This window comes from Telluria sp. ZB4P37, from assembly GCF_059685855.1.
In genome coordinates, this window is the sequence record NZ_JCASID010000001.1 from 313,852 (window position 1) to 333,836 (window position 19,985).

Sequence of the window (19,985 nt, forward strand, 5' to 3'; positions counted from 1 at the left end):
CCGGGACCTGTGAGGCGGACACACCGCCAATCGTGTTGCCCGGCAGCGGGGCAGCGTCGGGGAAGGGAAGGCCATCCTTGCCGGTTTGCGTCAGGACCGGAGCGCGAATCAGTTCAGTGGCAACTAACTGTTTCCTATGAATTTTCACGATGTGAAACGATATCGCCATATGGCGGAAAATGCAGCAAAGAACGGCCTTCCCTCATTCTCATTCTAAGAAATTTCATGCCGCATCATGAAATGTCGCCTGCAAGCGCTTGAAAACAAAGGGTAAAAAATAGTTTATATGTCTTATATAAGACCTATTGTGCTGTGCACAATCTGATTTATGATTGTCTCAACGGATTCCTCTCGCAATCAGCTTTTTCATTCAGGAGAAACACCATGGCAACTCGTGAACAGCAAATCAGTGAACTCCAACAAGACTGGGACACCAATCCGCGCTGGAAAGACGTCACCCGCAATTACACCGCGGCTGACGTGGTGCGCCTGCGCGGCTCGGTCCGCATCGAGCACACGCTCGCCAAGCGCGGCGCCGAAAAGCTGTGGGACCTCGTCAACAACGAGCCGTATGTGAATGCCCTGGGTGCGCTGACCGGCAACCAGGCCATGCAGCAAGTGAAGGCCGGCCTGAAAGCCATCTACCTGTCGGGCTGGCAGGTGGCGGGCGACGCCAACGTGGCTGGCGAGATGTATCCCGACCAGTCGCTCTACCCGGCCAATTCGGTGCCGCTGGTGGTGCGCCGCATTAACAATACCTTCCAGCGCGCCGACCAGATCCAGTGGTCGGAAGGCAAGGACGACATCGATTACTTCGCGCCCATCGTGGCCGATGCGGAAGCCGGCTTCGGCGGCGTGCTGAACGCCTACGAACTGATGAAATCGATGATCGACGCCGGCGCAGCGGGCGTGCACTTTGAAGACCAGCTGGCCTCGGTAAAAAAATGCGGCCATATGGGCGGCAAGGTGCTGGTCCCGAGCCGCGAAGCCGTTGAAAAACTCAACGCCGCGCGCCTGGCCGCCGACGTGATGGGCACGCCCACCCTCGTAATCGCCCGTACCGATGCCGAAGCCGCCGACCTCTTGACCTCGGACGTGGACCCCAACGACCAGCCGTTCTGCACCGGCGAGCGCACCGTCGAGGGCTTCTACCGCGTCAAGCCGGGCGTCGAGCAGGCAATTTCGCGCGGCCTGGCCTATGCGCCCTTCGCCGACCTGGTGTGGTGCGAGACCGGCAAGCCCGACCTGGAATTCGCCAAGCGCTTCGCCGAAGCGATCCACGCCAAGTTCCCGGGCAAGATGCTGGCCTATAACTGCTCGCCTTCGTTCAACTGGAAGAAAAACCTGGACGACGCGACCATCGCCAAGTTCCAGAAAGAGCTGGGCGCCATGGGCTACAAGTTCCAGTTCATCACCCTGGCCGGCTTCCACGCGCTGAACTACAGCATGTTCAATCTTGCGCACGGCTATGCCCGCCGCGGCATGTCGGCCTTCGTCGAGCTGCAGGAAAGCGAATTCGCCGCCGCCGACAAGGGCTTTACGGCCGTGAAGCACCAGCGCGAGGTCGGCACCGGTTATTTCGATGCCGTCACCCAGACCATCCAGCAGAACCAGAGCTCGACCACCGCGCTGCATGGTTCGACGGAAGACGAGCAGTTCTTCGACGAGAAAAAGGTCGCATAAGCAGCTGCGTCCAGCAGCTTGATCCGTGCAAAACCGCAGTGCCTGCGAGGGCCTGCGGTTTTTTTCATTTCCGGAGTAATTAACGTCCGCCTCGCGATGTAGTGGATAATGGCGACAATTACGCCGCTTGAGTTCACGCGGCCCGTCTCTTTTCTCAGGAATTCCAGCTTATGTTGAGCTACCGCCACGCCTATCACGCGGGTAACCACGCCGATGTCCTCAAACACTTTGTCCAGGTCCAGTTGCACCTGTACATGAACCAGAAGGACGTGCCCTACACCTATATTGACACCCATTCGGGTGCGGGCGTGTATGCGCTCGACGGTGCGCAGGCGAGCAAGAATTCCGAATACAACACCGGCATCGGTCCGCTGTGGAATGCCACCAATATCCCGGCTGCATTGGTGCCTTACCTGGCGCTGGTCAAGGGAATGAACCCGAGCGGCAAGATGCGCTATTACCCGGGCTCGCCCTACGTGGCCGACCAGTTGTCGCGCGCCGAGGACCGCCTGCGCCTGTTCGAGCTGCACCCGTCGGATTGCCGCATCCTGGCCCAGAACTTCCGCAAGGTCGAAGAGCACAAGGCGGAGCAGGGCGAGCGCGCCCGCGGCCGTCGCGTCCTGATCGAGCATGGCGACGGTTTCCAGAGCCTCAAGAAACTGCTGCCGCCGCCGTCGCGCCGCGCCCTGGTGCTGGTCGACCCGCCTTACGAAATCAAGGACGACTACAAGAAAGTGCGCGAGGCGCTGGACGAAGCCCTCGGCCGTTTCCCGGCCGGCATCTATGCGGTCTGGTATCCGGTACTGCAGCGCATGGAGTCGCGCCAGTTCGCCGACCGCCTCAAGCGCCTGCCGGCCAAGGAATGGTTGAACGTCACGCTCACCGTGTCCACACCCGGGCCGGACGGCTTCGGCCTGGCCAGCAGCGGCATGTTCATCCTGAATCCGCCCTACACGCTGGAGCCGATGCTGCGCGAAACCCTGCCTTACCTGGTGCAGGTGCTGGGCAAGGATGCCGGCGCGCGCTTTACCATCGAGACCGGCACCCAGGTGACCGGTGCAGCGGCGCGTATGGCCGCCGACGGTCCGCGCGTGCCGGTGGGTAACGCCCGCCGCGCCAGCCCGCTGTCGGGCAAGGGCAGCCTGCGCCTGCCGGGCCAGAGCATGGTGCGCGAGGGGGAGGAAGATCCGCGCGGTGTCGGCCAGGCGGCCGGCGGCGCTGCGGCGGCTCCCAAAACCGGCGCGCGCCGGGTCTGGCATCCGGATGGCAGCGCCCAGGCCAAGCCGCAGGGGCCGGGCAGTGGTGGCGGCGGCAGCCAACGCCCGGTCGCGCCGGGCAGCAGCACCGGCTTGCGCACCAGCAGCCCGCGCAAGGATGGAGCGCGCACCGGCAGCCCGCGACCGGCCGGCACCGCTGCCGGCGCACCACGTTCGGGCGGCAAAGGCGGCAAGGGCGGCAAAGCTTAGCCACTGAGCGCCGACATGCGATTCGATGTAAAAATGCTAAGGTTTGCGTTTTTGTAGTATAGTTTCCATGCTGGCCTACCCCGCCAGCCTGGCGTGCTCACGCGCGCCTCAAACGTTTCCCAGGAGTGTTAGATGCATGCCGAATTAACGGCAGCGGCATCCGTGCCGTCCAACGATTTTTTTCTCGCACGTCAGCCGATCCTCGGCCGTGACCAGCACCTCGTAGCATTCGAGCTGCTGTTTCGTGCGGCCGGCGAGGACGACGATGCGAAGCTGACCGATAACGCTGCCGCTACGGCGGCTGTGATTTCGCACGTCTCGCAACTCGGCATGGAGCACGTGGTAGGCGAGCAATTGGCCTTTGTCAACGTGGACGAAGTCGTCCTGATGAGCGACTTCGTGCGCTTCTTGCCTCCGCATAAAGTTATCCTTGAAATCCTCGAAACCGTCAAGCCGACCCGGCAGTTGCTGGCGCGGATCGCCGAGCTCAAGGAACTCGGATTCAAGTTCGCAGTCGACGACGTGGTCGAGCATTCGCGCGAGCTCGACCGGCTGGTGGAGCTGGTGGACGTGATCAAGGTGGACGTCAAGGGCGTCCATGCCGACGAGCTCGCGGGCCTGGTGGCTTCGCTCAAGCGCACCGGCAAGAAACTGCTGGCCGAAAAGGTCGAGACGCTCGACGAATTCAGATTGTGCATGGACCTTGGCTTCGAATACTTCCAGGGCTATTATTTTGCCCGCCCGGTGATTCTGTCGGGCAAGAAGATCGCTCCGTCCGAGATGGCCATCCTGCACCTGCTGGAACTGGTCGGCTCGGACGCGGACAGCCAGGCCATCGAATCGGCCGTCAAGCGCGACGCCCTGATCAGCCTGAACCTGCTGCGCCTGGTCAACAGCCGCGCCGCGCCCGGGCCGCAGATCGAATCGCTGTCGCAGGCGCTGAGCCAGCTCGGCCGGCGCCAGCTGCAGCGCTGGCTGCAGATCCTGCTCTACACGACCGCGGGAGGCGTGGAGCTGGCTTCGCCGCTATTGCAGTTGGCCACCACGCGCGGCAAGCTGCTCGAGCTGATGACCCTGGTGGTGTGCCCGCACGACGCCGCCAGTGCCGACCGTGCTTTTACGGTGGGCATCATGTCACTGGCTGATGCGCTGTTTTCGATCCCGATGTGCGACATCCTCGACAATGTCGAGGTGGCGGACGATGTGCGTGCGGCCTTGTTGGACCGCGAAGGGCAGTTCGGGACCATGCTGAAGGTGGCGGAACTGCTCGAAGCGGCCGAAGGCGGCTGCAAGCTCGCCGGCGCGCTGCGCAAGCTGGGCTTGACGGTGGCGCAGATCCGCGAGATCGAGCTGGCGGCGTTTGACTGGGTGCGGGAGTTGACGCACGAGGTGCACTGACCGGCTGGCTTGAAACTGGCATGTGAGCAGCCTGCCGTTCATCGGTGCGTGAGAGTAGCCTGCGACCGTGAACAAATAGTTGGCTCGTCGTACGCGCCACTGGCGCCTACGACTGCCGGCGAAGGCGGGAACAATGCCAGCGGCATTGTCCCCCCTGATTTTTGCGAGTGGCCTTGATCGTCAAGCGTAGGCAGTACGCAACGGAACTGAATCCCGGCCTTCGCCGGGATGACGGTTTTACGGTTGCCGGGTAAAAACGGAGCTGGTGAAAGTTCTACTTCCTACTGCCAGCCCTGTAGCCTGTTGCCCCAACATCAGCCTACTGCCCCAAAAACAAAAAGACCGTCGGCTTCTTGTGAAAATCCGGCGCCTTCCCGGCCGCGAGAGCCGACTTCCACTTCGCCGCCGTCAAGGTCTGCACCGACTCGCTCGCCAAGGTCAAGTCCGTCGCCACGCACACCAGGGTGCTCGGCTGACACGAAGCCACCAAGGCGTCGAGCATCTGTCCATTCCGATACGGCGTCTCGATCAGCAACTGCGTCTGCTTTTCGATACGCGAGCGGGTTTCCAGCTCGCGGATGCGCTTGGTGCGCAGCGCCGCGTCGGTCGGCAAATAGCCGTTGAAGGCGAAGCTCTGGCCGTTCAGGCCGCTTGCCATGACGGCCAGCAGCAGCGAGGACGGCCCGACCAGCGGCCGCACCGCGATCCCGTGCTGGTGCGCCAGGCGCACGAGGTCGGCGCCCGGGTCGGCCACGGCCGGCACGCCGGCTTCCGACACCAGTCCCGCATCGCGTCCCGCCAGCAAGGGAGCCAGCAGCTGCGCCAGCGCGCCTGGTGGCGTGTTCACGTTCAGTTCAGCGATCTCGATTTCCTGCAGCGGCTTGGCCAAGGGATGATCGATTGCAATCAATTTCAGGAAGGCGCGGGCGGTCTTGGCGTTTTCGGCGACAAAATAGTCGAGCTTGGCGGTGACCGCCTGCACTTGCGTGGGCAGGACGGCGGCGAGGGCGCCGGGCGCGGCGTCAACGGGGCCAAGGGTGTTCGGGATCAGGTAGAGGGTGCCGGGCATCGTTCAGGAAAATTAAAAGGTTGAATCATGTGCTTACAGGCCGAACAGAGGCACGCCGGCGCGGCGCAGCATCCTGGTCAAGGCGATCAGGGGCAGGCCGGTGAGGGCGGTCGGGTCGTTCGATTCGATGCGCTCGAGCAGGGCGATGCCCAGCCCTTCGTTCTTGGCGCTGCCGGCGCAGTCATAGGGTTGCTCGATGCGCAGGTAGGCGTCGAGCTCGCCGTCGGGCAGGTCGCGGAAATCCACGAACACCTGGACGTTCTCGGTCTGCGCCGCGGCCAGGGGGTCGGCCACGCGGCTGTCCCACAGGCACAGCGCCGTATGGAAGACCACGCGCCGGCCCCGCATCAGCTGCAATTGTTCCAGCGCCCGGGCATGGCTGCCCGGCTTGCCGATCTGCAGGCCGTCGAGCGTGGCCACCTGGTCCGAGCCGATCACGAGGGCGCCGGAATGGCGTGCCGCGACGAACGCGGCTTTCTCGCGCGCGAGGCGCAGGGCGGTGTCCTGGGGCGCTTCGCCGGGGTGCGGGGTCTCGTCGATATCGGGGGCGATCGTCTCGAAGGGCAACCGCAGGCGCCCCAGCAATTCGCGCCGGTAAGCAGAACTCGAAGCAAGAATGAGGCGCGGCGGCGCGGAACTTGGTATCATATGGGGCTGTCGAAATTCGGGAACTATAAGCAAGGCAAATAGATAAGCTATCCCGGCAAGCAAACCTTATGAATGCCCGGGAATTGCCTGGCGCTGTATTAGCGCGCAACAGGCACCGGGCAAAAACGACGCAAGTCTTTGACTCTGCGGGGATAAGCCTGTTATTATCGCAGGTTTTCCGGGGATGTTTTCCAAATGAGCGCTTTTGTCATTGACGCCTTCGAGTTTTGCCGGAATGACGGACACCGCGATGGCGTGACGCCTGTGGCCGAAATGACCCGCCTGGCAGCCGATTGCGCCGACAACTCCGGCGAGATCCGCTGGTCGATGCAAGGCGGCCAGACCAAGCAAGGCTATCCGTCGCTGACCCTCGAGGTCGCCGGTCCCGTGAAGCTGGTCTGCCAGCGCTGCCTGGGCCCGATGGAATACGAGCTCGACTCGTCCACCATGCTGGTGCTCGGCAAGGACGACGAAGAGGCCGACAGCATCGAGGAAATCCTCGATGACGAGAGCATCGACGTGATTGTCGGCAGCCATGCCTGCGACATCCGCCAGTTGCTGGAAGACGAAGCCCTGCTGGCCCTGCCGCAGGCACCGAAACATGAGGTATGTCCGGACACCAAGCTCCTGGACGCCCTGAAGACCGACAAGGTCTCGCCGTTCGCCGGCTTGAAGTCCGGGCTGGCCGCGCCCAAACCAGAATAAGCAGTAACCGAATCAGTAGCAGGAACAAGTAGTGCTGTGTCACCGCAGCATGAAGCAGGACGTGTCAAACGCGTGCAGTCATCGAGTATGGCATTGAGCAGTTGAAGTAGCAGCAAACATGTAGGCAAGCGAAGGTCGAAAGACTGGAAAATTGCCAATGGGATACTCGATCTGCATGTATTTGCGCATCGGTTGTGTTAAAATTTTAGAACTTATGTATTAGGAGTCATCATGGCAGTTCAGCAGAATAAGAAGTCCCCGTCGAAGCGCGGCATGCACCGTTCGCACGATTTCCTGACCGCACCAAACCTGGCAGTCGAGCCGACCACCGGCGAAACCCACCTGCGTCACCACATCAGCCCGAACGGCTTCTACCGTGGTCGCAAAGTCCTGAAGACCAAGAACGACGAGTAATCGACGTCTTGTCCTTTAGTACCATGAAAGCGGTGCGACGTATGTTTTCTGCGTGGCGCCGCTTTTTCTTTCGCATTCCCGTTTACTGCGGCGCCTACCAGCACGCCTGTCATCCCGGATTGCGCGGTCAGCGGCCGGCCACGAGCCACGCCCCGATCCCCACTGCCGCCCGCTTTGCGTGAGCCGGCATCTCCCAGCAAATGACCATCACAATTTCCATTGACTGCATGGGTGGCGATCACGGCCCCTCAGTTACCATTCCCGCAGCCATCTCGTTTTTAAAGAAACATGCCGACGTCCACCTGATCCTGGTGGGCCGCGAAGAGACCCTGCGCGCAGAATTAAAAAAACACCGCGCCGAGGCCCATCCCCGCATCGCGCTCAGGAACGCCACTGAAGTCGTCGAGATGGACGACCCGCTCGAGATCGCGCTGCGCAAGAAAAAAGATTCCTCGATGCGCGTCGCGGTGGAGCTGGTCAAGGACGGCAGCGCCAACGCCAGCGTCTCGGCCGGCAATACCGGTGCCCTGATGGCGATCTCGCGCTATGTGCTCAAGACCATGACCGGCGTCGACCGCCCGGCGATCTGCTCGATCATGCCGAACCAGAAAAACGGCCCGACCTATATGCTCGACCTGGGCGCGAACGTCGACTGCGAGCCGCACCACCTGCACCAGTTCGCCATCATGGGCTCGGTGCTGTGCTCGGCCATGGAACACATCCCGCGCCCGACCATCGGCCTGCTCAATGTCGGCACCGAGGACATCAAGGGCAACGACATGGTCAAGGCCACCGGCGAACTGCTGCGTGCCGACCATGAGCGCGGCAAGCTCAATTTCCACGGCAATGTGGAAGGCAATGACATCTTCAAGGGCACGGTCGACGTGGTCGTCTGCGACGGCTTCGTCGGCAACGTCACGCTCAAGGCCGTCGAAGGCCTGTCGCGCTTCGTCAAGTCGGTGTTCACCGAGAACATCTTCTCGATGGCAGGTGCCTTGCTGGCCCGTAAATCGCTCAAGAAGCTCAATCCGGAACGCTATAACGGTGCCGGCCTGCTCGGCCTGAAGGGCCTGGTCTTCAAGAGCCATGGCGGGGCCAACGCCTATGCCTTCGAGTGGGCGCTCCAGCGCGCCTACGATGCGGCAAAATACGATGTACTGGAGCAGCTGTCGGCGCTGATCGCCGAACTGATGCCGACCTCGCCAGGCGAAGAGCGCCAGGCGTAACCAACCCAGCAGGATGGTGGAGCAATGACTCTGTATAGCAAGATCACCGGCACCGGCAGCTATCTGCCGGCCAATCGTGTCACCAACGACCAGCTCGCAACGCAGCTGGCCGCGCAGGGTGTCGAGACGTCCGACGAATGGATCGTGTCGCGCAGCGGCATCTCGAGCCGCCACTACGCGGCGGCGGACGAAAACTCGTCCGACCTGGCCGTGCACGCCGCGCGCAAGGCCCTGGAAATGGCCGGCAAGCAGCCCGGCGACATCGAACTGGTGATCGTCGCCAGTTCCACCCCCGACTACCACGGCAGCTTCCCGAGCACCGCCTGCATCGTGCAGCAAAAACTCGGCATGGCCAACAACAGCGCCGCCTTCGACGTGCAGGCCGTGTGCAGCGGCTTCGTCTATGCGGTCGCGACCGCCGACGCCTTCATCCGCTCCGGCATGTACAAGCGCGTGCTGGTGATCGGTTCGGAAGTATTCTCGCGCATCCTCGATTTCACCGACCGCACCACCTGTGTGCTGTTCGGCGACGGCGCCGGCGCGGTCGTGCTGGAAGCCTCGAACGAAGCAGGCATCCTGGCCACCAAGCTGCACGCCGACGGCAGCCATGCGGGCATCCTGTCGATCCCGGGCAACCTGGCCGGTGGCGCGATCGCCGGCAGCGGCTTCCTGTACATGGACGGCCCGGCCGTCTTCAAGCTGGCCGTCACCGTGCTCGAAGAAGTCGCGAAAGAAGCGCTGGCGCACGCCCAGATGCAGCCGTCGGACATCGACTGGCTGATTCCGCACCAGGCCAACCTGCGCATCATGAAGGGCACGGCCAAGAAGTTGGAGCTGCCGATGGAAAAGATGGTCGTCACCGTCGACCAGCACGGCAACACCTCGGCCGCCTCGATTCCCCTGGCGCTCGACGCAGCCGTGCGCGATGGTCGCGTCAAGAAGGGCGACAATGTCCTGATGGAAGGCGTCGGCGGCGGCTTCACCTGGGGCGCGGTGCTCGCGCGCATGTAATCGTTATGTGCCGCGGCTTCATGTTGCGGCGATACGCAGGGTGGGCGGGTTCTCCCGCCCGCGCGTTCACATCACGAACGCATTGCGGCAACGCAGATCCCGGTTGAACGCGCGGTTGGCAAAGCCAGCCGCCCTACGGGAACCGACCTACCAAGCAGAGAGAACAATAAAATGACCAACTTCGCATTCCTGTTTACCGGCCAGGGCGCCCAGGCCGTCGGCATGCTGAACGGCTTCGCCGGCAATCCGGTCGTCGAGCAAACCGTGCTCGAGGCATCCGACGCCCTCGGCTTCGACATCAAGCGGCTGATCGCCGAAGGCCCGAAGGAAGACCTCGACCTCACCACCAACACCCAGCCGGTCATGCTGACTGCGGCTGTGGCCGTGTACCGCGCCTGGATCGCCGCCGGCGGCCCGGTCCCATCGATGGTCGCCGGCCACAGCCTGGGCGAATACTCGGCCCTGGTGGCCGCGGGCGTGATCGAATTCAAGGATGCGGTGCCGCTGGTGCGCTTCCGCGCCCAGGCCATGCAGGACGCGGTGCCGGTCGGGCAGGGCGGCATGGCCGTCGTGCTGGGCCTGCAGGCCGACGAGGTGCGTGCCGTCTGCGCCGAGGCTGCCCAGGGTGAAGTAGTCGAAGCCGTCAATTTCAACGAGCCGACCCAGATCGTCATCGCCGGCCATGCGGCCGCGATCGACCGCGCCTGCGAGATCGCCAAGGCGCGAGGAGCAAAGCGCGCCATGAAGCTGTCGGTCTCGGCGCCATTCCACTCGTCCCTGCTCAAGCCTGCGTCCGACCGCTTGCGCGACTACATGGAAAACATCCACTTCTCGGCGCCACAGATCGAGTTGATCAACAACGTCGACGTGGCTATCCTGCACGATCCGGCCGCGATCAAGGACGCGCTGGTGCGCCAGGCGGCTGGCCCGGTACGTTGGGTCGAGACCATGCGGAAGATGGCCGCCAGCGGCATCACCCAGGTCATCGAATGCGCCCCGAGCAAGACCCTGGTCGGCATGGCCAAGCGCATCGACCCGGCGCTGGTGGGCGAGGCCCTGGTCGACCAGGCCGCGCTTGAACGCGTGCTGGCGTCGCTGCAGGCGGCCTGAGCCTGCCCGAACTAGATTATTACAAGAGGAAAAGCATGAACCTGCAGAACCAAGTTGCCCTCGTGACCGGCGCCTCGCGCGGTATCGGCAAAGCCATTGCACTGGAACTGGCGCGCCAGGGCGCGAAAGTCGCCGGCACCGCGACCAGCGAAGCCGGCGCCCAGGCCATCACCGATTACCTGGCTGAATTCGGCGGCAAGGGCTTCGTCCTGAACGTCACCGACGCCGCCAACTGCACCAGCGTCGTGGACGAGGTGCAAAAGGGCTTCGGCAGCCTGTCGATCCTGGTGAACAATGCCGGCATTACCCAGGACAACCTGGCCATGCGCATGAAGGATGACGAGTGGGACAGCGTCATCTCCACCAACCTGAACGCCGTGGGCCGCCTGGCGCGCCTGGTGCTGCGCGGGATGATGAAGGCCAGGCACGGCCGCATCATCAATATCACCTCGGTGGTGGGCGCCTCGGGCAACCCGGGCCAGATGAACTACGCTGCCGCCAAGGCCGGCGTGGCCGGCATGACCCGCGCCCTGGCGCGCGAGATCGGCAGCCGCAACATCACCGTCAACTGCGTGGCGCCCGGTTTCATCGACACCGACATGACCAAGGCGCTGGGCGAAGGCCAGCACGAAGCGCTGCTGGGGCAGATCCCGCTGGGCCGCCTGGGCCAGCCGGAAGACATCGCCTACGCGGTGGCTTTCCTGGCCGGTCCGCAGGCCGCGTATATCACCGGCACCGAATTGCACGTGAATGGCGGCATGTATATGAATTAATGTGCAACTATGCGGGTGTCATCGCGCTCTGCGGTGGAACCGGCGTATTCACATCTTTTAGCAGCAATTTCGGTGGAAATAGCAGGAATCGCCGAAAGTAGTTTTTCACCGCGCAAACCTGATAAAATGCGCGCACTTTCCGCAACACATACCTAATGGAGCCATAACATGTCGGATATCGAACAACGCGTTAAAAAAATCGTCGCTGAGCAGCTGGGTGTTGCAGAAGCAGACATCAAAATCGAATCCTCGTTCGTTGACGACCTCGGCGCTGACTCGCTGGATACCGTGGAACTGGTGATGGCACTGGAAGACGAGTTCGAAATGGAAATCCCTGACGAGCAGGCTGAAAAGATCACCACCGTCAAGCAAGCCATCGACTACGCAACCGCGCACGTCAAGGCCTAAAGTAGTAGCTCGCGCTTTAAAAGTTTCTGGGAGAATCGCTTGAGCCGTTCACGCAACCGCCGTGTCGTCGTCACCGGCCTGGGCTGCATTTCACCAATCGGCAACACGATTGCCGAGGCATGGGATGCGGCGCTGGCTGGCAAGTCGGGCATTGCCAACATCACCAAGTTCGATGCGTCGCAATTCACGACCCGATTCGCCGGCGAGGTGAAGAACTTCGTCGTCGAGGACTACCTGCCAGGCAAGGAAGGCCGCCATATGGATAGCTTTATCCATTACGGCATGGCCGCAGGTATCCAGGCCCTGCAGGATTCGGGCATCGTCGTCACCGACGACAACGCGGACCGGATCGGCGTGATCGTCGGCTCCGGCATCGGCGGCCTGCCGATGATCGAAGCCACCAAGGAAGAATATACGGCCAAGGGCCCGCGCCGCATTTCGCCGTTCTTCGTGCCGGCCTCGATCATCAACATGATCTCGGGCGATCTCTCGATCAAGTTCGGCCTGCGCGGCCCGAACCTGGCCATCGTCACCGCCTGCACCACCGGCCTGCATTGCATCGGCGCGGCAGCGCGCCTGATCGAGTACGGCGATGCGGACGTGATGATCGCCGGCGGTTCCGAATCCACGGTCTCGCCGCTGGGCTTGGGCGGTTTCGCCTCGGCACGCGCGCTGTCCACCCGCAACGACGACCCGGCTACCGCCTCGCGTCCGTGGGACAAGGACCGCGACGGCTTCGTGCTGGGCGAGGGCGCCGGCGTGATGGTGCTCGAAGAGTACGAACACGCGGTCGCACGCGGCGCCAGAATTTATGCGGAGGTCATCGGCTTCGGCATGAGCGCGGACGCCAACCACATCACCTCGCCGGTCGAGGATGGCAGTGGCGCGGCACGCTGCATGGTCTCGGCCCTGAGCAACGCCGGCCTGAACGCCAGCGAAGTCCACTACGTCAACGCACACGGCACCTCGACGCCGCTGGGCGACGCAGCCGAAGTGCGCGGCATCAAGCGCGTGTTCGGCGACCACGCCAAGAAGCTGGTGGTCAATTCCACCAAGTCGATGACCGGCCACCTGCTGGGCGGCGCCGGCGGCCTGGAATCGGTGTTCACCGTGCTGGCGATCCACAACCAGGTGTCGCCGCCCACCATCAACATCTTCAACCAGGACCCGGAATGCGACCTGGACTTCTGCGCCAACACGGCGCGGGACATGAAGATCGATTATGCGGTGAAGAACTCGTTCGGCTTCGGGGGGACCAACGGTACTCTCGTGTTCGCAAAAGTGTAAGTTCGCCTGAACTTAAGCCTTCCCATCCCGGTCCAACCGGGATGGGCGTCTGACAGCCTGGACCATTCGGTCCTGCGCTTCTCCTGCAGTTTCCCGCTCGAGGCTCCGGCCGGCAGCGTCCTTTCATTCCTGTTTCTCCTGTTCTCTTCGTTCCTATGTCGATCGCGATGACCGTCGTCGTTGCGCCCTCGCGCTGCCTGCGTTTGCTGCTGGCCGCCTTCGGTGCCTGCCTATGCGCGGCCGCGCTCGCCGTAGGCCTGGGGGCGCCTGCGCGCTTCGCCTGCGGGCCGCTTGTGGCGGCTGCGCTGCTGTTTGCCGGGCTATGCATGGTGCATGCGGCGTGCCTTGCTTCGGCGATGAACCGGATTGATATTTCTGGACCCGGCCAGCTACGGCTGGCGTTACAACAGGATGTGGGGATGGAAGCAGCCGGCGGCGTGCCGGTAACGCTTCTGCCCGGTTCGACGCTGTGGCCGCGGCTCATGTTGTTGCGGCTGGGTAGCGCGGACGGCACGGCGGGCCTTCCCTGCCGTGTCGTCATGGTGCTGCCCGACAGCGTGGAGCCTGGCGCATTCCGGGCCCTGGCGGTGGCGCTTGGCGGCATCGGCGGGCAGGTCGCCGGCTCATCCGTAGAACACAAAATACTTTGAACTTATTGCAGCGAGCCAACTCTCATGGAAGAGGACCGCTGCAGCCGATGGGGCGTGGTCCGTGACGACAGAACGCGAGGGTGATCAGTTGTTGGTGGAACGGGTCCAGGCCGGCGACCGGGGAGCATTCGACCTGCTCGTGGCGAAATACCAGCGTCGCCTGATGCGCCTGGTGTCGCGCCTTGTCCACGATCCGGCGGAAGCCGAGGACGTGGTACAGGAGACCTTCATCAAGGCCTATCGCGCCCTGCGTCATTTCCGCGGCGACTCAGCCTTTTACACCTGGCTGTATCGCATCGGGATCAACACGGCAAAAAATTTCCTCGTCACCCAGGGCAGACGGGCGCCGACCTCCACCGATGCCGATGCCGAAAAAGCCGAAGGCTTCGAGGACGCAGACAGCCTGCGTGATATAAATACGCCAGAGTCAATGCTGGCGAGCAAGCAGATTGCCCATACGGTGAACGCGGCGATGGAGGCATTGCCGCTGGAACTGCGCACGGCGATCGTATTGCGCGAAATAGAAGGACTCAGTTACGAGGAAATCTCTGAAGTGATGGCGTGTCCAATAGGTACCGTGCGTAGCCGGATTTTCCGCGCGCGCGAAGTCATTGCCGAGAAATTGCGCCCTTTGCTCGATTTCCCGGTTGACAAACGCCGCTAGGTCGCGGGATCGTAGACGGGCGGGTAATTTGAAGATACCGATGCGGCAAGGCAACCAGATGGACACGAATAAAAAAATACGCGAAACGATTTCGTCCTTCATGGACGACGAATTGTCCGATACCGACGCCGAGCTGGCGCTTGCCGGGCTAAGGGAGCGCGACGGCATCGAGGCCTGGCGACTCTATCACGAGATTGGCGATACCCTGCGCGCCGACACGGACGGCCCGGCCCTGTCGCCCGGCTTTGCCGCCCGCCTGGCCGAGCGGCTGGCGGCCGAGCCCGTCCCCCTGCGGCGCGAGCCGCGCAAGCCTGAGCTGCCTACCGATGCGCTGGCCGCCATCGCGCCGGCCGTGGTGGGCGGTAACGGGCCGGTGAACGGAGCGATGGCCGTGGTGGAGCCGGTGGTGCAGGAGGCGCAGCATGAGGTGCCTCCGGAAACCGGGCCTCCAGCCAAGCAGTTGTAGGGTGGGCGGGTCCTCCCGCGCGCGTTCAAGCCACGCTCGCATCGCGACACCGCATCTTCCGGTTGAACGCGCGGTCGGCGTAGCCGACCACACTACACCCCCGAGTTTGACCCGCAACACGCCCCGCGCACCCCGCGACAATTCCCCTGTTTTGGCTTACCATAAAGTCAATCTCAGCCTTCCCATTCGACCCCATGACCAGTAAAACTGCCAGCCTGATCCTGTCAGGCCTGCTGATGTCCGGCGCCAGCGCCTTTTGCACGCCTGCCGCCATCGCAGCCGCCCCGGTCCAGGCGCCTGCCGTCACCGGCCTGCCCGATTTCACCGACCTGATCGACAAGGTCGGTCCCGCCGTCGTCAACATCCGCACCACCGAACGCGTACAGCGCAACGGGGCGGTACCGGGCGAGGAAGAGATGCAGGAATTCCTGCGGCGCTTCTTCGGCGGCCAGATCCCGCGCGGGCGCCGCGGCGCGCCGCAGGTGCCGGGCGCCCCTGGCAGCGCGGAAGAGCAGCAGGTTACGCGCGGCGTCGGCTCGGGCTTCATCATTTCGGGCGACGGCTTCGTCCTGACCAATGCCCACGTGGTCGAGGGCGCCGACGAGGTCACGGTCACCCTGACCGACCGCCGCGAGTTCAAGGCCAGGGTGCTGGGGGCCGACCGCCGCTCGGATGTCGCGCTGCTCAAGCTCACCGCCACCAACCTGCCGTATCTGCGCACCGGCGACTCCAGCAAGATCCGGGTCGGCGAATGGGTGGTGGCCATCGGCTCGCCCTTCAACCTCGACAATACCGTGACCGCCGGCATCATCTCGGCCAAGTCGCGCGACACCGGCGAATACCTGCCGCTGATCCAGAGCGACGTCGCGGTCAATCCCGGCAACTCGGGCGGCCCCCTGATCAATATGCGCGGCGAAGTCATCGGCATCAACTCGCAGATCGCCACGCTCTCGGGCGCCTATAACGGCATCTCGTTCGCAGTGCCGATCGACGAAGTCATGCGCGTGGCAGACCAGCTGAAAACCACCGGCAAGGTCACGCGCGGCCGCCTGGGCGTGCAGATCAGCGAAGTCACGCGCGACGTGGCCGAGTCGCTCGGCCTGGGCAAGGCGCGCGGCGCCGAAGTGTCCAGGGTCGAAGCGGGCGGCCCGGCGGAGAAGGGCGGCATCAAGGTCGGCGACATCATCCTCAAGTTCAATGGCCAGACGATCGACACCACCCGCGACCTGCCGCGCGTGGTCGGCGCCACCAAAGTGGGCAGCCGCGCCAGCGTCACCGTCTGGCGCCGCGGCGCCCAGCTCGAGCTGCCGGTGACCATCGTCGAACTGCAGGACGAGAAAGTCGCCGCCACCCGCCCGGCGCCGAAGAAGGAGGCGCCTTCCGGTGTCGCCAATGCCCTGGGCCTGGTGGTGGGCGACATCACCCCGGCCCAGCGCGCCGAACTGGGCGTCGACGCCGGCGTGCTGGTCGAGAACGCCGACGGCGCCGCGGCCCAGGCCGGGATCCGCGTGGGCGACGTGATTTCGCAGGTCGGCAACACGCCGGTCACCGGCACTGCGCAGTTCAACGCGCTGGTCGCCAAGCTCGACCCGAAGAAGCCGGTGGCCCTCTTGGTGCGCCGCGAGAATGTCGCCCAATACGTCGTCGTGAAGCCGCGCGCATGATGCGGCTTGTACCTTTCACCCTGTATTCGCGCAGTTATTGCCACCTGTGCGAGGACATGCACCAGGCCTTGCTGGCCCTGCAGGGCCCGGGAGAGCGCTTCGAGGTGGCCGTGATCGACGTCGACGCCGACCCGGCCCTGGTGGAGCGCTTCGACGAACTGGTGCCGGTGCTGTTCGGCGACCTGGCCCGGCCGGAGCTCTGCCATTACTTCCTCGACGCGCCGGCGGCGCGCGCCTGGGTCGACGCCTGCGCGGCAGCCGCCTGACCCCGTTTGCGGCGTCGGCCCATGCCCGGGCCGGCGCGAAACCGCACAAATCCGTGCAGGCCCGGCCCAAAACCGGCTTTCTGCCTCGTTCCCGGCCCTAAACCGGGCTTTCCGCTCTGGAATCCGGTAAAATACCGGGGTCGGAAAAGCGTCTGCAGTGTGCAAGCTCTTTCTTCCGCTTGATGAAGCGCTTCGGCCGGGGACCGGCATGCTCCCCACGGAGCGCTTTTCGCATTTGATCCGTCGTATTGCGCCACGCACCGTGCCGAGTTTTGCGCCGCGTTCTGCGCCGTATTGTGGCCTCGCCGCACTGTCCGCGGCCTTTTTGGTTTTGAGCTTTGTTAATGAACAACATACGTAATTTCTCCATCATCGCCCACATCGACCACGGTAAATCGACCCTGGCCGACCGCATCATCCAGCTGTGCGGCGGGCTGTCGGATCGCGAAATGGACGCACAGGTGCTCGATTCGATGGACCTCGAGCGCGAGCGCGGCATCACCATCAAGGCCCAGACCGCGGCGCTGCAGTACAAGGCGCGCGACGGCCAGGTGTACAACCTGAACCTGATCGACACCCCGGGCCACGTCGACTTTTCCTATGAAGTCTCGCGCTCGCTGTCGGCCTGCGAAGGCGCGCTGCTGGTGGTCGATGCGAGTCAAGGCGTGGAAGCCCAGACCGTGGCGAACTGCTACACCGCGCTCGACCTGGGCGTGGAAGTGGTGCCGATCCTGAACAAGATCGACCTGCCGCACGCCGACCCGGAAAACGCCAGGAAGGAGATCGAAGACGTCATCGGCATCGATGCGGCCGACGCCACCGTGTGCTCGGCCAAGACCGGCCTGGGCGTGGAAGACGTGCTGGAAACCCTGATCGCGCGCGTGCCGCCGCCGAAAGGCGACAAGGAAGCGCCGCTGCAGGCCCTGATCGTCGACTCCTGGTACGACCCGTATGTCGGCGTCGTGATGCTGGTGCGCGTGATGAACGGCATCCTGCGCCCGAAAGACAAGATCCTCTTGATGGCGACCGGTTCCCAGAACCTGGTCGAAAGCGTCGGCGTGTTCACCCCGCGCTCGGTGCCGCTGCAGGAACTCTCGGCCGGCCAGGTGGGCTTCATCATCGCCGGCATCAAGGAACTGACCGCCGCCAAGGTGGGCGATACCGTGACCCTGGCAAACAAGCCGGCGCCCGCGCCGCTGCCGGGCTTCAAGGAAGTCCAGCCGCAGGTGTTCGCCGGCCTGTTCCCGGTGGAAGCGAACCAGTACGACGCGCTGCGCGACTCGCTGGAAAAGCTGAAACTCAACGACGCCGCCCTGATGTACGAGCCGGAAGTCTCGCAGGCGCTGGGCTTCGGCTTCCGCTGCGGCTTCCTGGGCCTGCTGCACATGGAAATCGTGCAGGAACGCCTCGAGCGCGAGTTCGACATGGACCTGATCACGACCGCGCCGACCGTCGTGTACGAGGTCGAGATGCGCGACGGTTCGATCCTGCGCGTGGACAATCCGTCGAAGATGCCGGAGCCGTCCAAGATCAACGAAGTGCGCGAGCCGATCGTCAACGTCAACCTGTACATGCCGCAAGAATACGTCGGCTCGGTCATGACCCTGTGTAACGGCAAGCGCGGCGTGCAGATGGACATGGCCTACCACGGCCGCCAGGTCAAGCTGCACTACGAGATCCCGATGGCCGAAATCGTGCTCGACTTCTTCGATCGCCTGAAGTCGACCTCGCGCGGCTATGCCTCGATGGACTACGAGTTCAAGGAATACCGCGCCGCCGACGTCGTCAAGGTCGACATGCTGATCAACAGCGAGAAGGTCGATGCGCTGGCGATCATCGTGCACCGCGCCAACGCCCCTTACCGCGGCCGCCAGGTCGCCGCCAAGATGCGCGAACTGATCCCGCGCCAGATGTTCGACGTGGCGATCCAGGCCGCGATCGGCGCGACCATCATCTCGCGTGAAAACGTCAAGGCGCTGCGCAAGAACGTGCTGGCCAAGTGCTATGGCGGCGACATCTCGCGCAAGAAAAAGCTGCTGGAAAAGCAGAAAGCCGGTAAGAAACGCATGAAACAGGTCGGTTCCGTGGAAATCCCGCAGGAAGCCTTCCTCGCCATCCTCCAGGTGGAAGACAAATAAATGGACCTGCAACCCATCCTGGGCAAATTTGCCCTGATCCTGTTCGTCTTGATGGTTATCACGGGCATCATCTGGTGCCTGGATGTATTCATCTTCGCCAAGCAGCGCCGCCGGGCAGCCGACGCGGCGCTGGCGGAATACGATGCACGCACCAACAAGCTGACCGCCGATGGCATCAAGGTCGACAGCAACGGCAAGCGCGCCGAGATCGAGGCGGCTTGCTTGCGCCAGCCGACCTGGATCGAGTACTCGGGCAGTTTCTTCCCGATCATCGCGATGGTCTTCGTGCTGCGCTCCTTCCTGTGGGAGCCGTTCAAGATCCCGTCCTCATCGATGGTGCCGACCCTGCTGGTGGGCGATTTCATCCTCGTAAACAAGTACGCCTACGGCATCCGCCTGCCGATCATCAACAAGAAGGTGATCGACATCGGCAACCCGCAGCGCGGCGACGTGATGGTGTTCAAGTATCCGAAGGACATGAGCCAGGATTACATCAAGCGGGTCATTGGCGTGCCTGGTGATACCATCAGCTACGAGAACAAGCGCCTCACCGTCAACGGCAAGCCGGTTGCCTATACCCCGATGGACGACTACCTGGACGACCAGCACCCGGTCTACCACAAGCAGTTCACCGAGAACCTGGCCGGGGAAGGCAAGGCCGTGCCGCACCAGATCCTGAACACCAATGGCAAGCAGGTGTTCGACCTCGGCGCCGTCGAGAACTTCCCGCATCGTGAAGCATGTGACTATTCCTACGATAAATTTACCTGTATCGTACCGGAGGGCAACTATTTCATGATGGGCGATAACCGCGACAACAGTGCCGACAGCCGCTATTGGGGCTTCGTACCGGACAAGAACATTGTTGGCAAGGCGATCGTCGTCTGGATGAATTTCGGCAATCCGAAACGGATTGGCGGCATCCAGTAACCGGAGAAC

The 19,985-nt window shown here is 63.3% G+C and carries 20 protein-coding genes; 18 read left to right on the forward strand and 2 right to left on the reverse strand.

The genetic code is table 11. The annotated features are described in order from the left end of the window. The first annotated feature begins 384 nt into the window (after positions 1-384). The 3 genes from aceA to AC56K1_RS01580 all read left to right on the forward strand — a co-directional run bounded on the left by aceA (position 385) and on the right by AC56K1_RS01580 (position 4,547). A complete protein-coding gene (gene aceA / locus AC56K1_RS01570; protein WP_497132043.1) occupies positions 385-1,683 on the forward strand; it encodes an isocitrate lyase in 1,299 nt (432 codons plus the stop codon). 170 nt (positions 1,684-1,853) lie between these two features. Then, complete coding sequence (locus tag AC56K1_RS01575) at positions 1,854-3,149, forward strand: 23S rRNA (adenine(2030)-N(6))-methyltransferase RlmJ (protein WP_497156088.1); 1,296 nt, start codon at positions 1,854-1,856, stop codon at positions 3,147-3,149. Positions 3,150-3,281: 132 nt separating this feature from the next. Continuing rightward, complete coding sequence (locus AC56K1_RS01580) at positions 3,282-4,547, forward strand: EAL and HDOD domain-containing protein (RefSeq protein ID WP_497156089.1); 1,266 nt, start codon at positions 3,282-3,284, stop codon at positions 4,545-4,547. A gap of 319 nt (positions 4,548-4,866) precedes the next feature. Here the strand turns inward: AC56K1_RS01580 and AC56K1_RS01585 are convergent, their stop codons facing one another. Together AC56K1_RS01585 and AC56K1_RS01590 are read right to left on the reverse strand one after the other, a co-directional pair. Next, positions 4,867-5,616 (reverse strand): SAM-dependent methyltransferase, encoded by a 750-nt coding sequence (locus AC56K1_RS01585; RefSeq protein ID WP_497156090.1) that lies wholly within the window; start codon positions 5,614-5,616, stop codon positions 4,867-4,869. Between the two features lie 33 nt (positions 5,617-5,649). Continuing rightward, positions 5,650-6,264: a Maf family nucleotide pyrophosphatase gene (locus AC56K1_RS01590; protein WP_497156091.1), complete on the reverse strand. Its 615-nt coding sequence runs from the start codon at positions 6,262-6,264 to the stop codon at positions 5,650-5,652. Between the two features lie 195 nt (positions 6,265-6,459). Between AC56K1_RS01590 and AC56K1_RS01595 the strand changes: the two genes are divergently transcribed. The 15 genes from AC56K1_RS01595 (at position 6,460) to lepB (ending at position 19,976) form a co-directional block, all read left to right on the forward strand. Further along, positions 6,460-6,969, forward strand: coding sequence for a YceD family protein (locus AC56K1_RS01595; RefSeq protein WP_497156092.1), 510 nt, complete (start codon positions 6,460-6,462; stop codon positions 6,967-6,969). Positions 6,970-7,200: 231 nt separating this feature from the next. Further along, a complete protein-coding gene (gene rpmF, locus AC56K1_RS01600) occupies positions 7,201-7,383 on the forward strand; it encodes a 50S ribosomal protein L32 (protein ID WP_005666806.1) in 183 nt (60 codons plus the stop codon). Positions 7,384-7,583: 200 nt separating this feature from the next. Continuing rightward, complete coding sequence (gene plsX, locus AC56K1_RS01605; protein ID WP_497156093.1) at positions 7,584-8,609, forward strand: phosphate acyltransferase PlsX; 1,026 nt, start codon at positions 7,584-7,586, stop codon at positions 8,607-8,609. Positions 8,610-8,633: 24 nt separating this feature from the next. Continuing rightward, complete coding sequence (locus AC56K1_RS01610) at positions 8,634-9,620, forward strand: beta-ketoacyl-ACP synthase III (RefSeq protein WP_497156094.1); 987 nt, start codon at positions 8,634-8,636, stop codon at positions 9,618-9,620. A gap of 171 nt (positions 9,621-9,791) precedes the next feature. After that, positions 9,792-10,730 (forward strand): ACP S-malonyltransferase, encoded by a 939-nt coding sequence (gene fabD / locus AC56K1_RS01615; protein ID WP_497156095.1) that lies wholly within the window; start codon positions 9,792-9,794, stop codon positions 10,728-10,730. 35 nt (positions 10,731-10,765) lie between these two features. Further along, entirely contained in the window at positions 10,766-11,503 is a 738-nt protein-coding gene (gene fabG / locus AC56K1_RS01620) for a 3-oxoacyl-ACP reductase FabG (RefSeq protein ID WP_497156096.1), read from the forward strand. Between the two features lie 168 nt (positions 11,504-11,671). After that, positions 11,672-11,911 (forward strand): acyl carrier protein, encoded by a 240-nt coding sequence (gene acpP, locus AC56K1_RS01625; protein ID WP_020653257.1) that lies wholly within the window; start codon positions 11,672-11,674, stop codon positions 11,909-11,911. 39 nt (positions 11,912-11,950) lie between these two features. Then, positions 11,951-13,198, forward strand: a complete 1,248-nt coding sequence (gene fabF, locus AC56K1_RS01630; protein WP_497156097.1) for a beta-ketoacyl-ACP synthase II — start codon at positions 11,951-11,953, stop codon at positions 13,196-13,198. Between the two features lie 167 nt (positions 13,199-13,365). After that, entirely contained in the window at positions 13,366-13,848 is a 483-nt protein-coding gene (locus AC56K1_RS01635) for a hypothetical protein (RefSeq protein ID WP_497156098.1), read from the forward strand. Between the two features lie 61 nt (positions 13,849-13,909). Continuing rightward, positions 13,910-14,512, forward strand: a complete 603-nt coding sequence (rpoE, locus tag AC56K1_RS01640) for an RNA polymerase sigma factor RpoE (RefSeq protein WP_497156099.1) — start codon at positions 13,910-13,912, stop codon at positions 14,510-14,512. 58 nt (positions 14,513-14,570) lie between these two features. After that, entirely contained in the window at positions 14,571-14,978 is a 408-nt protein-coding gene (locus AC56K1_RS01645) for a sigma-E factor negative regulatory protein (RefSeq protein ID WP_497156100.1), read from the forward strand. A 194-nt stretch (positions 14,979-15,172) separates the two neighbouring features. Then, positions 15,173-16,642 (forward strand): DegQ family serine endoprotease, encoded by a 1,470-nt coding sequence (locus AC56K1_RS01650; RefSeq protein WP_497156101.1) that lies wholly within the window; start codon positions 15,173-15,175, stop codon positions 16,640-16,642. Further along, positions 16,639-16,908, forward strand: a complete 270-nt coding sequence (locus AC56K1_RS01655; RefSeq protein WP_497156102.1) for a glutaredoxin family protein — start codon at positions 16,639-16,641, stop codon at positions 16,906-16,908. Before AC56K1_RS01650 ends, AC56K1_RS01655 begins: the two co-directional genes overlap by 4 nt. Positions 16,909-17,252: 344 nt before the next feature. Then, positions 17,253-19,046: a translation elongation factor 4 gene (gene lepA / locus AC56K1_RS01660; protein ID WP_497156103.1), complete on the forward strand. Its 1,794-nt coding sequence runs from the start codon at positions 17,253-17,255 to the stop codon at positions 19,044-19,046. Continuing rightward, entirely contained in the window at positions 19,047-19,976 is a 930-nt protein-coding gene (gene lepB / locus AC56K1_RS01665; RefSeq protein WP_497132027.1) for a signal peptidase I, read from the forward strand. Positions 19,977-19,985 lie beyond the last annotated feature (9 nt).

What these genes read in the sequence shown, in the direction of transcription:
- aceA (WP_497132043.1), top strand. Translation starts at nt 385, where the DNA reads ATGGCAACTCGTGAACAGCAAATCAGTGAACTCCAACAAGACTGGGAC.
- AC56K1_RS01575 (WP_497156088.1), top strand. Translation starts at nt 1,854, where the DNA reads ATGTTGAGCTACCGCCACGCCTATCACGCGGGTAACCACGCCGATGTC.
- AC56K1_RS01580 (WP_497156089.1), top strand. Translation starts at nt 3,282, where the DNA reads ATGCATGCCGAATTAACGGCAGCGGCATCCGTGCCGTCCAACGATTTT.
- AC56K1_RS01585 (WP_497156090.1), bottom strand. Translation starts at nt 5,616, where the DNA reads ATGCCCGGCACCCTCTACCTGATCCCGAACACCCTTGGCCCCGTTGAC.
- AC56K1_RS01590 (WP_497156091.1), bottom strand. Translation starts at nt 6,264, where the DNA reads ATGATACCAAGTTCCGCGCCGCCGCGCCTCATTCTTGCTTCGAGTTCT.
- AC56K1_RS01595 (WP_497156092.1), top strand. Translation starts at nt 6,460, where the DNA reads ATGAGCGCTTTTGTCATTGACGCCTTCGAGTTTTGCCGGAATGACGGA.
- rpmF (WP_005666806.1), top strand. Translation starts at nt 7,201, where the DNA reads ATGGCAGTTCAGCAGAATAAGAAGTCCCCGTCGAAGCGCGGCATGCAC.
- plsX (WP_497156093.1), top strand. Translation starts at nt 7,584, where the DNA reads ATGACCATCACAATTTCCATTGACTGCATGGGTGGCGATCACGGCCCC.
- AC56K1_RS01610 (WP_497156094.1), top strand. Translation starts at nt 8,634, where the DNA reads ATGACTCTGTATAGCAAGATCACCGGCACCGGCAGCTATCTGCCGGCC.
- fabD (WP_497156095.1), top strand. Translation starts at nt 9,792, where the DNA reads ATGACCAACTTCGCATTCCTGTTTACCGGCCAGGGCGCCCAGGCCGTC.
- fabG (WP_497156096.1), top strand. Translation starts at nt 10,766, where the DNA reads ATGAACCTGCAGAACCAAGTTGCCCTCGTGACCGGCGCCTCGCGCGGT.
- acpP (WP_020653257.1), top strand. Translation starts at nt 11,672, where the DNA reads ATGTCGGATATCGAACAACGCGTTAAAAAAATCGTCGCTGAGCAGCTG.
- AC56K1_RS01635 (WP_497156098.1), top strand. Translation starts at nt 13,366, where the DNA reads ATGACCGTCGTCGTTGCGCCCTCGCGCTGCCTGCGTTTGCTGCTGGCC.
- AC56K1_RS01645 (WP_497156100.1), top strand. Translation starts at nt 14,571, where the DNA reads ATGGACACGAATAAAAAAATACGCGAAACGATTTCGTCCTTCATGGAC.
- AC56K1_RS01650 (WP_497156101.1), top strand. Translation starts at nt 15,173, where the DNA reads ATGACCAGTAAAACTGCCAGCCTGATCCTGTCAGGCCTGCTGATGTCC.
- AC56K1_RS01655 (WP_497156102.1), top strand. Translation starts at nt 16,639, where the DNA reads ATGATGCGGCTTGTACCTTTCACCCTGTATTCGCGCAGTTATTGCCAC.
- lepA (WP_497156103.1), top strand. Translation starts at nt 17,253, where the DNA reads ATGAACAACATACGTAATTTCTCCATCATCGCCCACATCGACCACGGT.
- lepB (WP_497132027.1), top strand. Translation starts at nt 19,047, where the DNA reads ATGGACCTGCAACCCATCCTGGGCAAATTTGCCCTGATCCTGTTCGTC.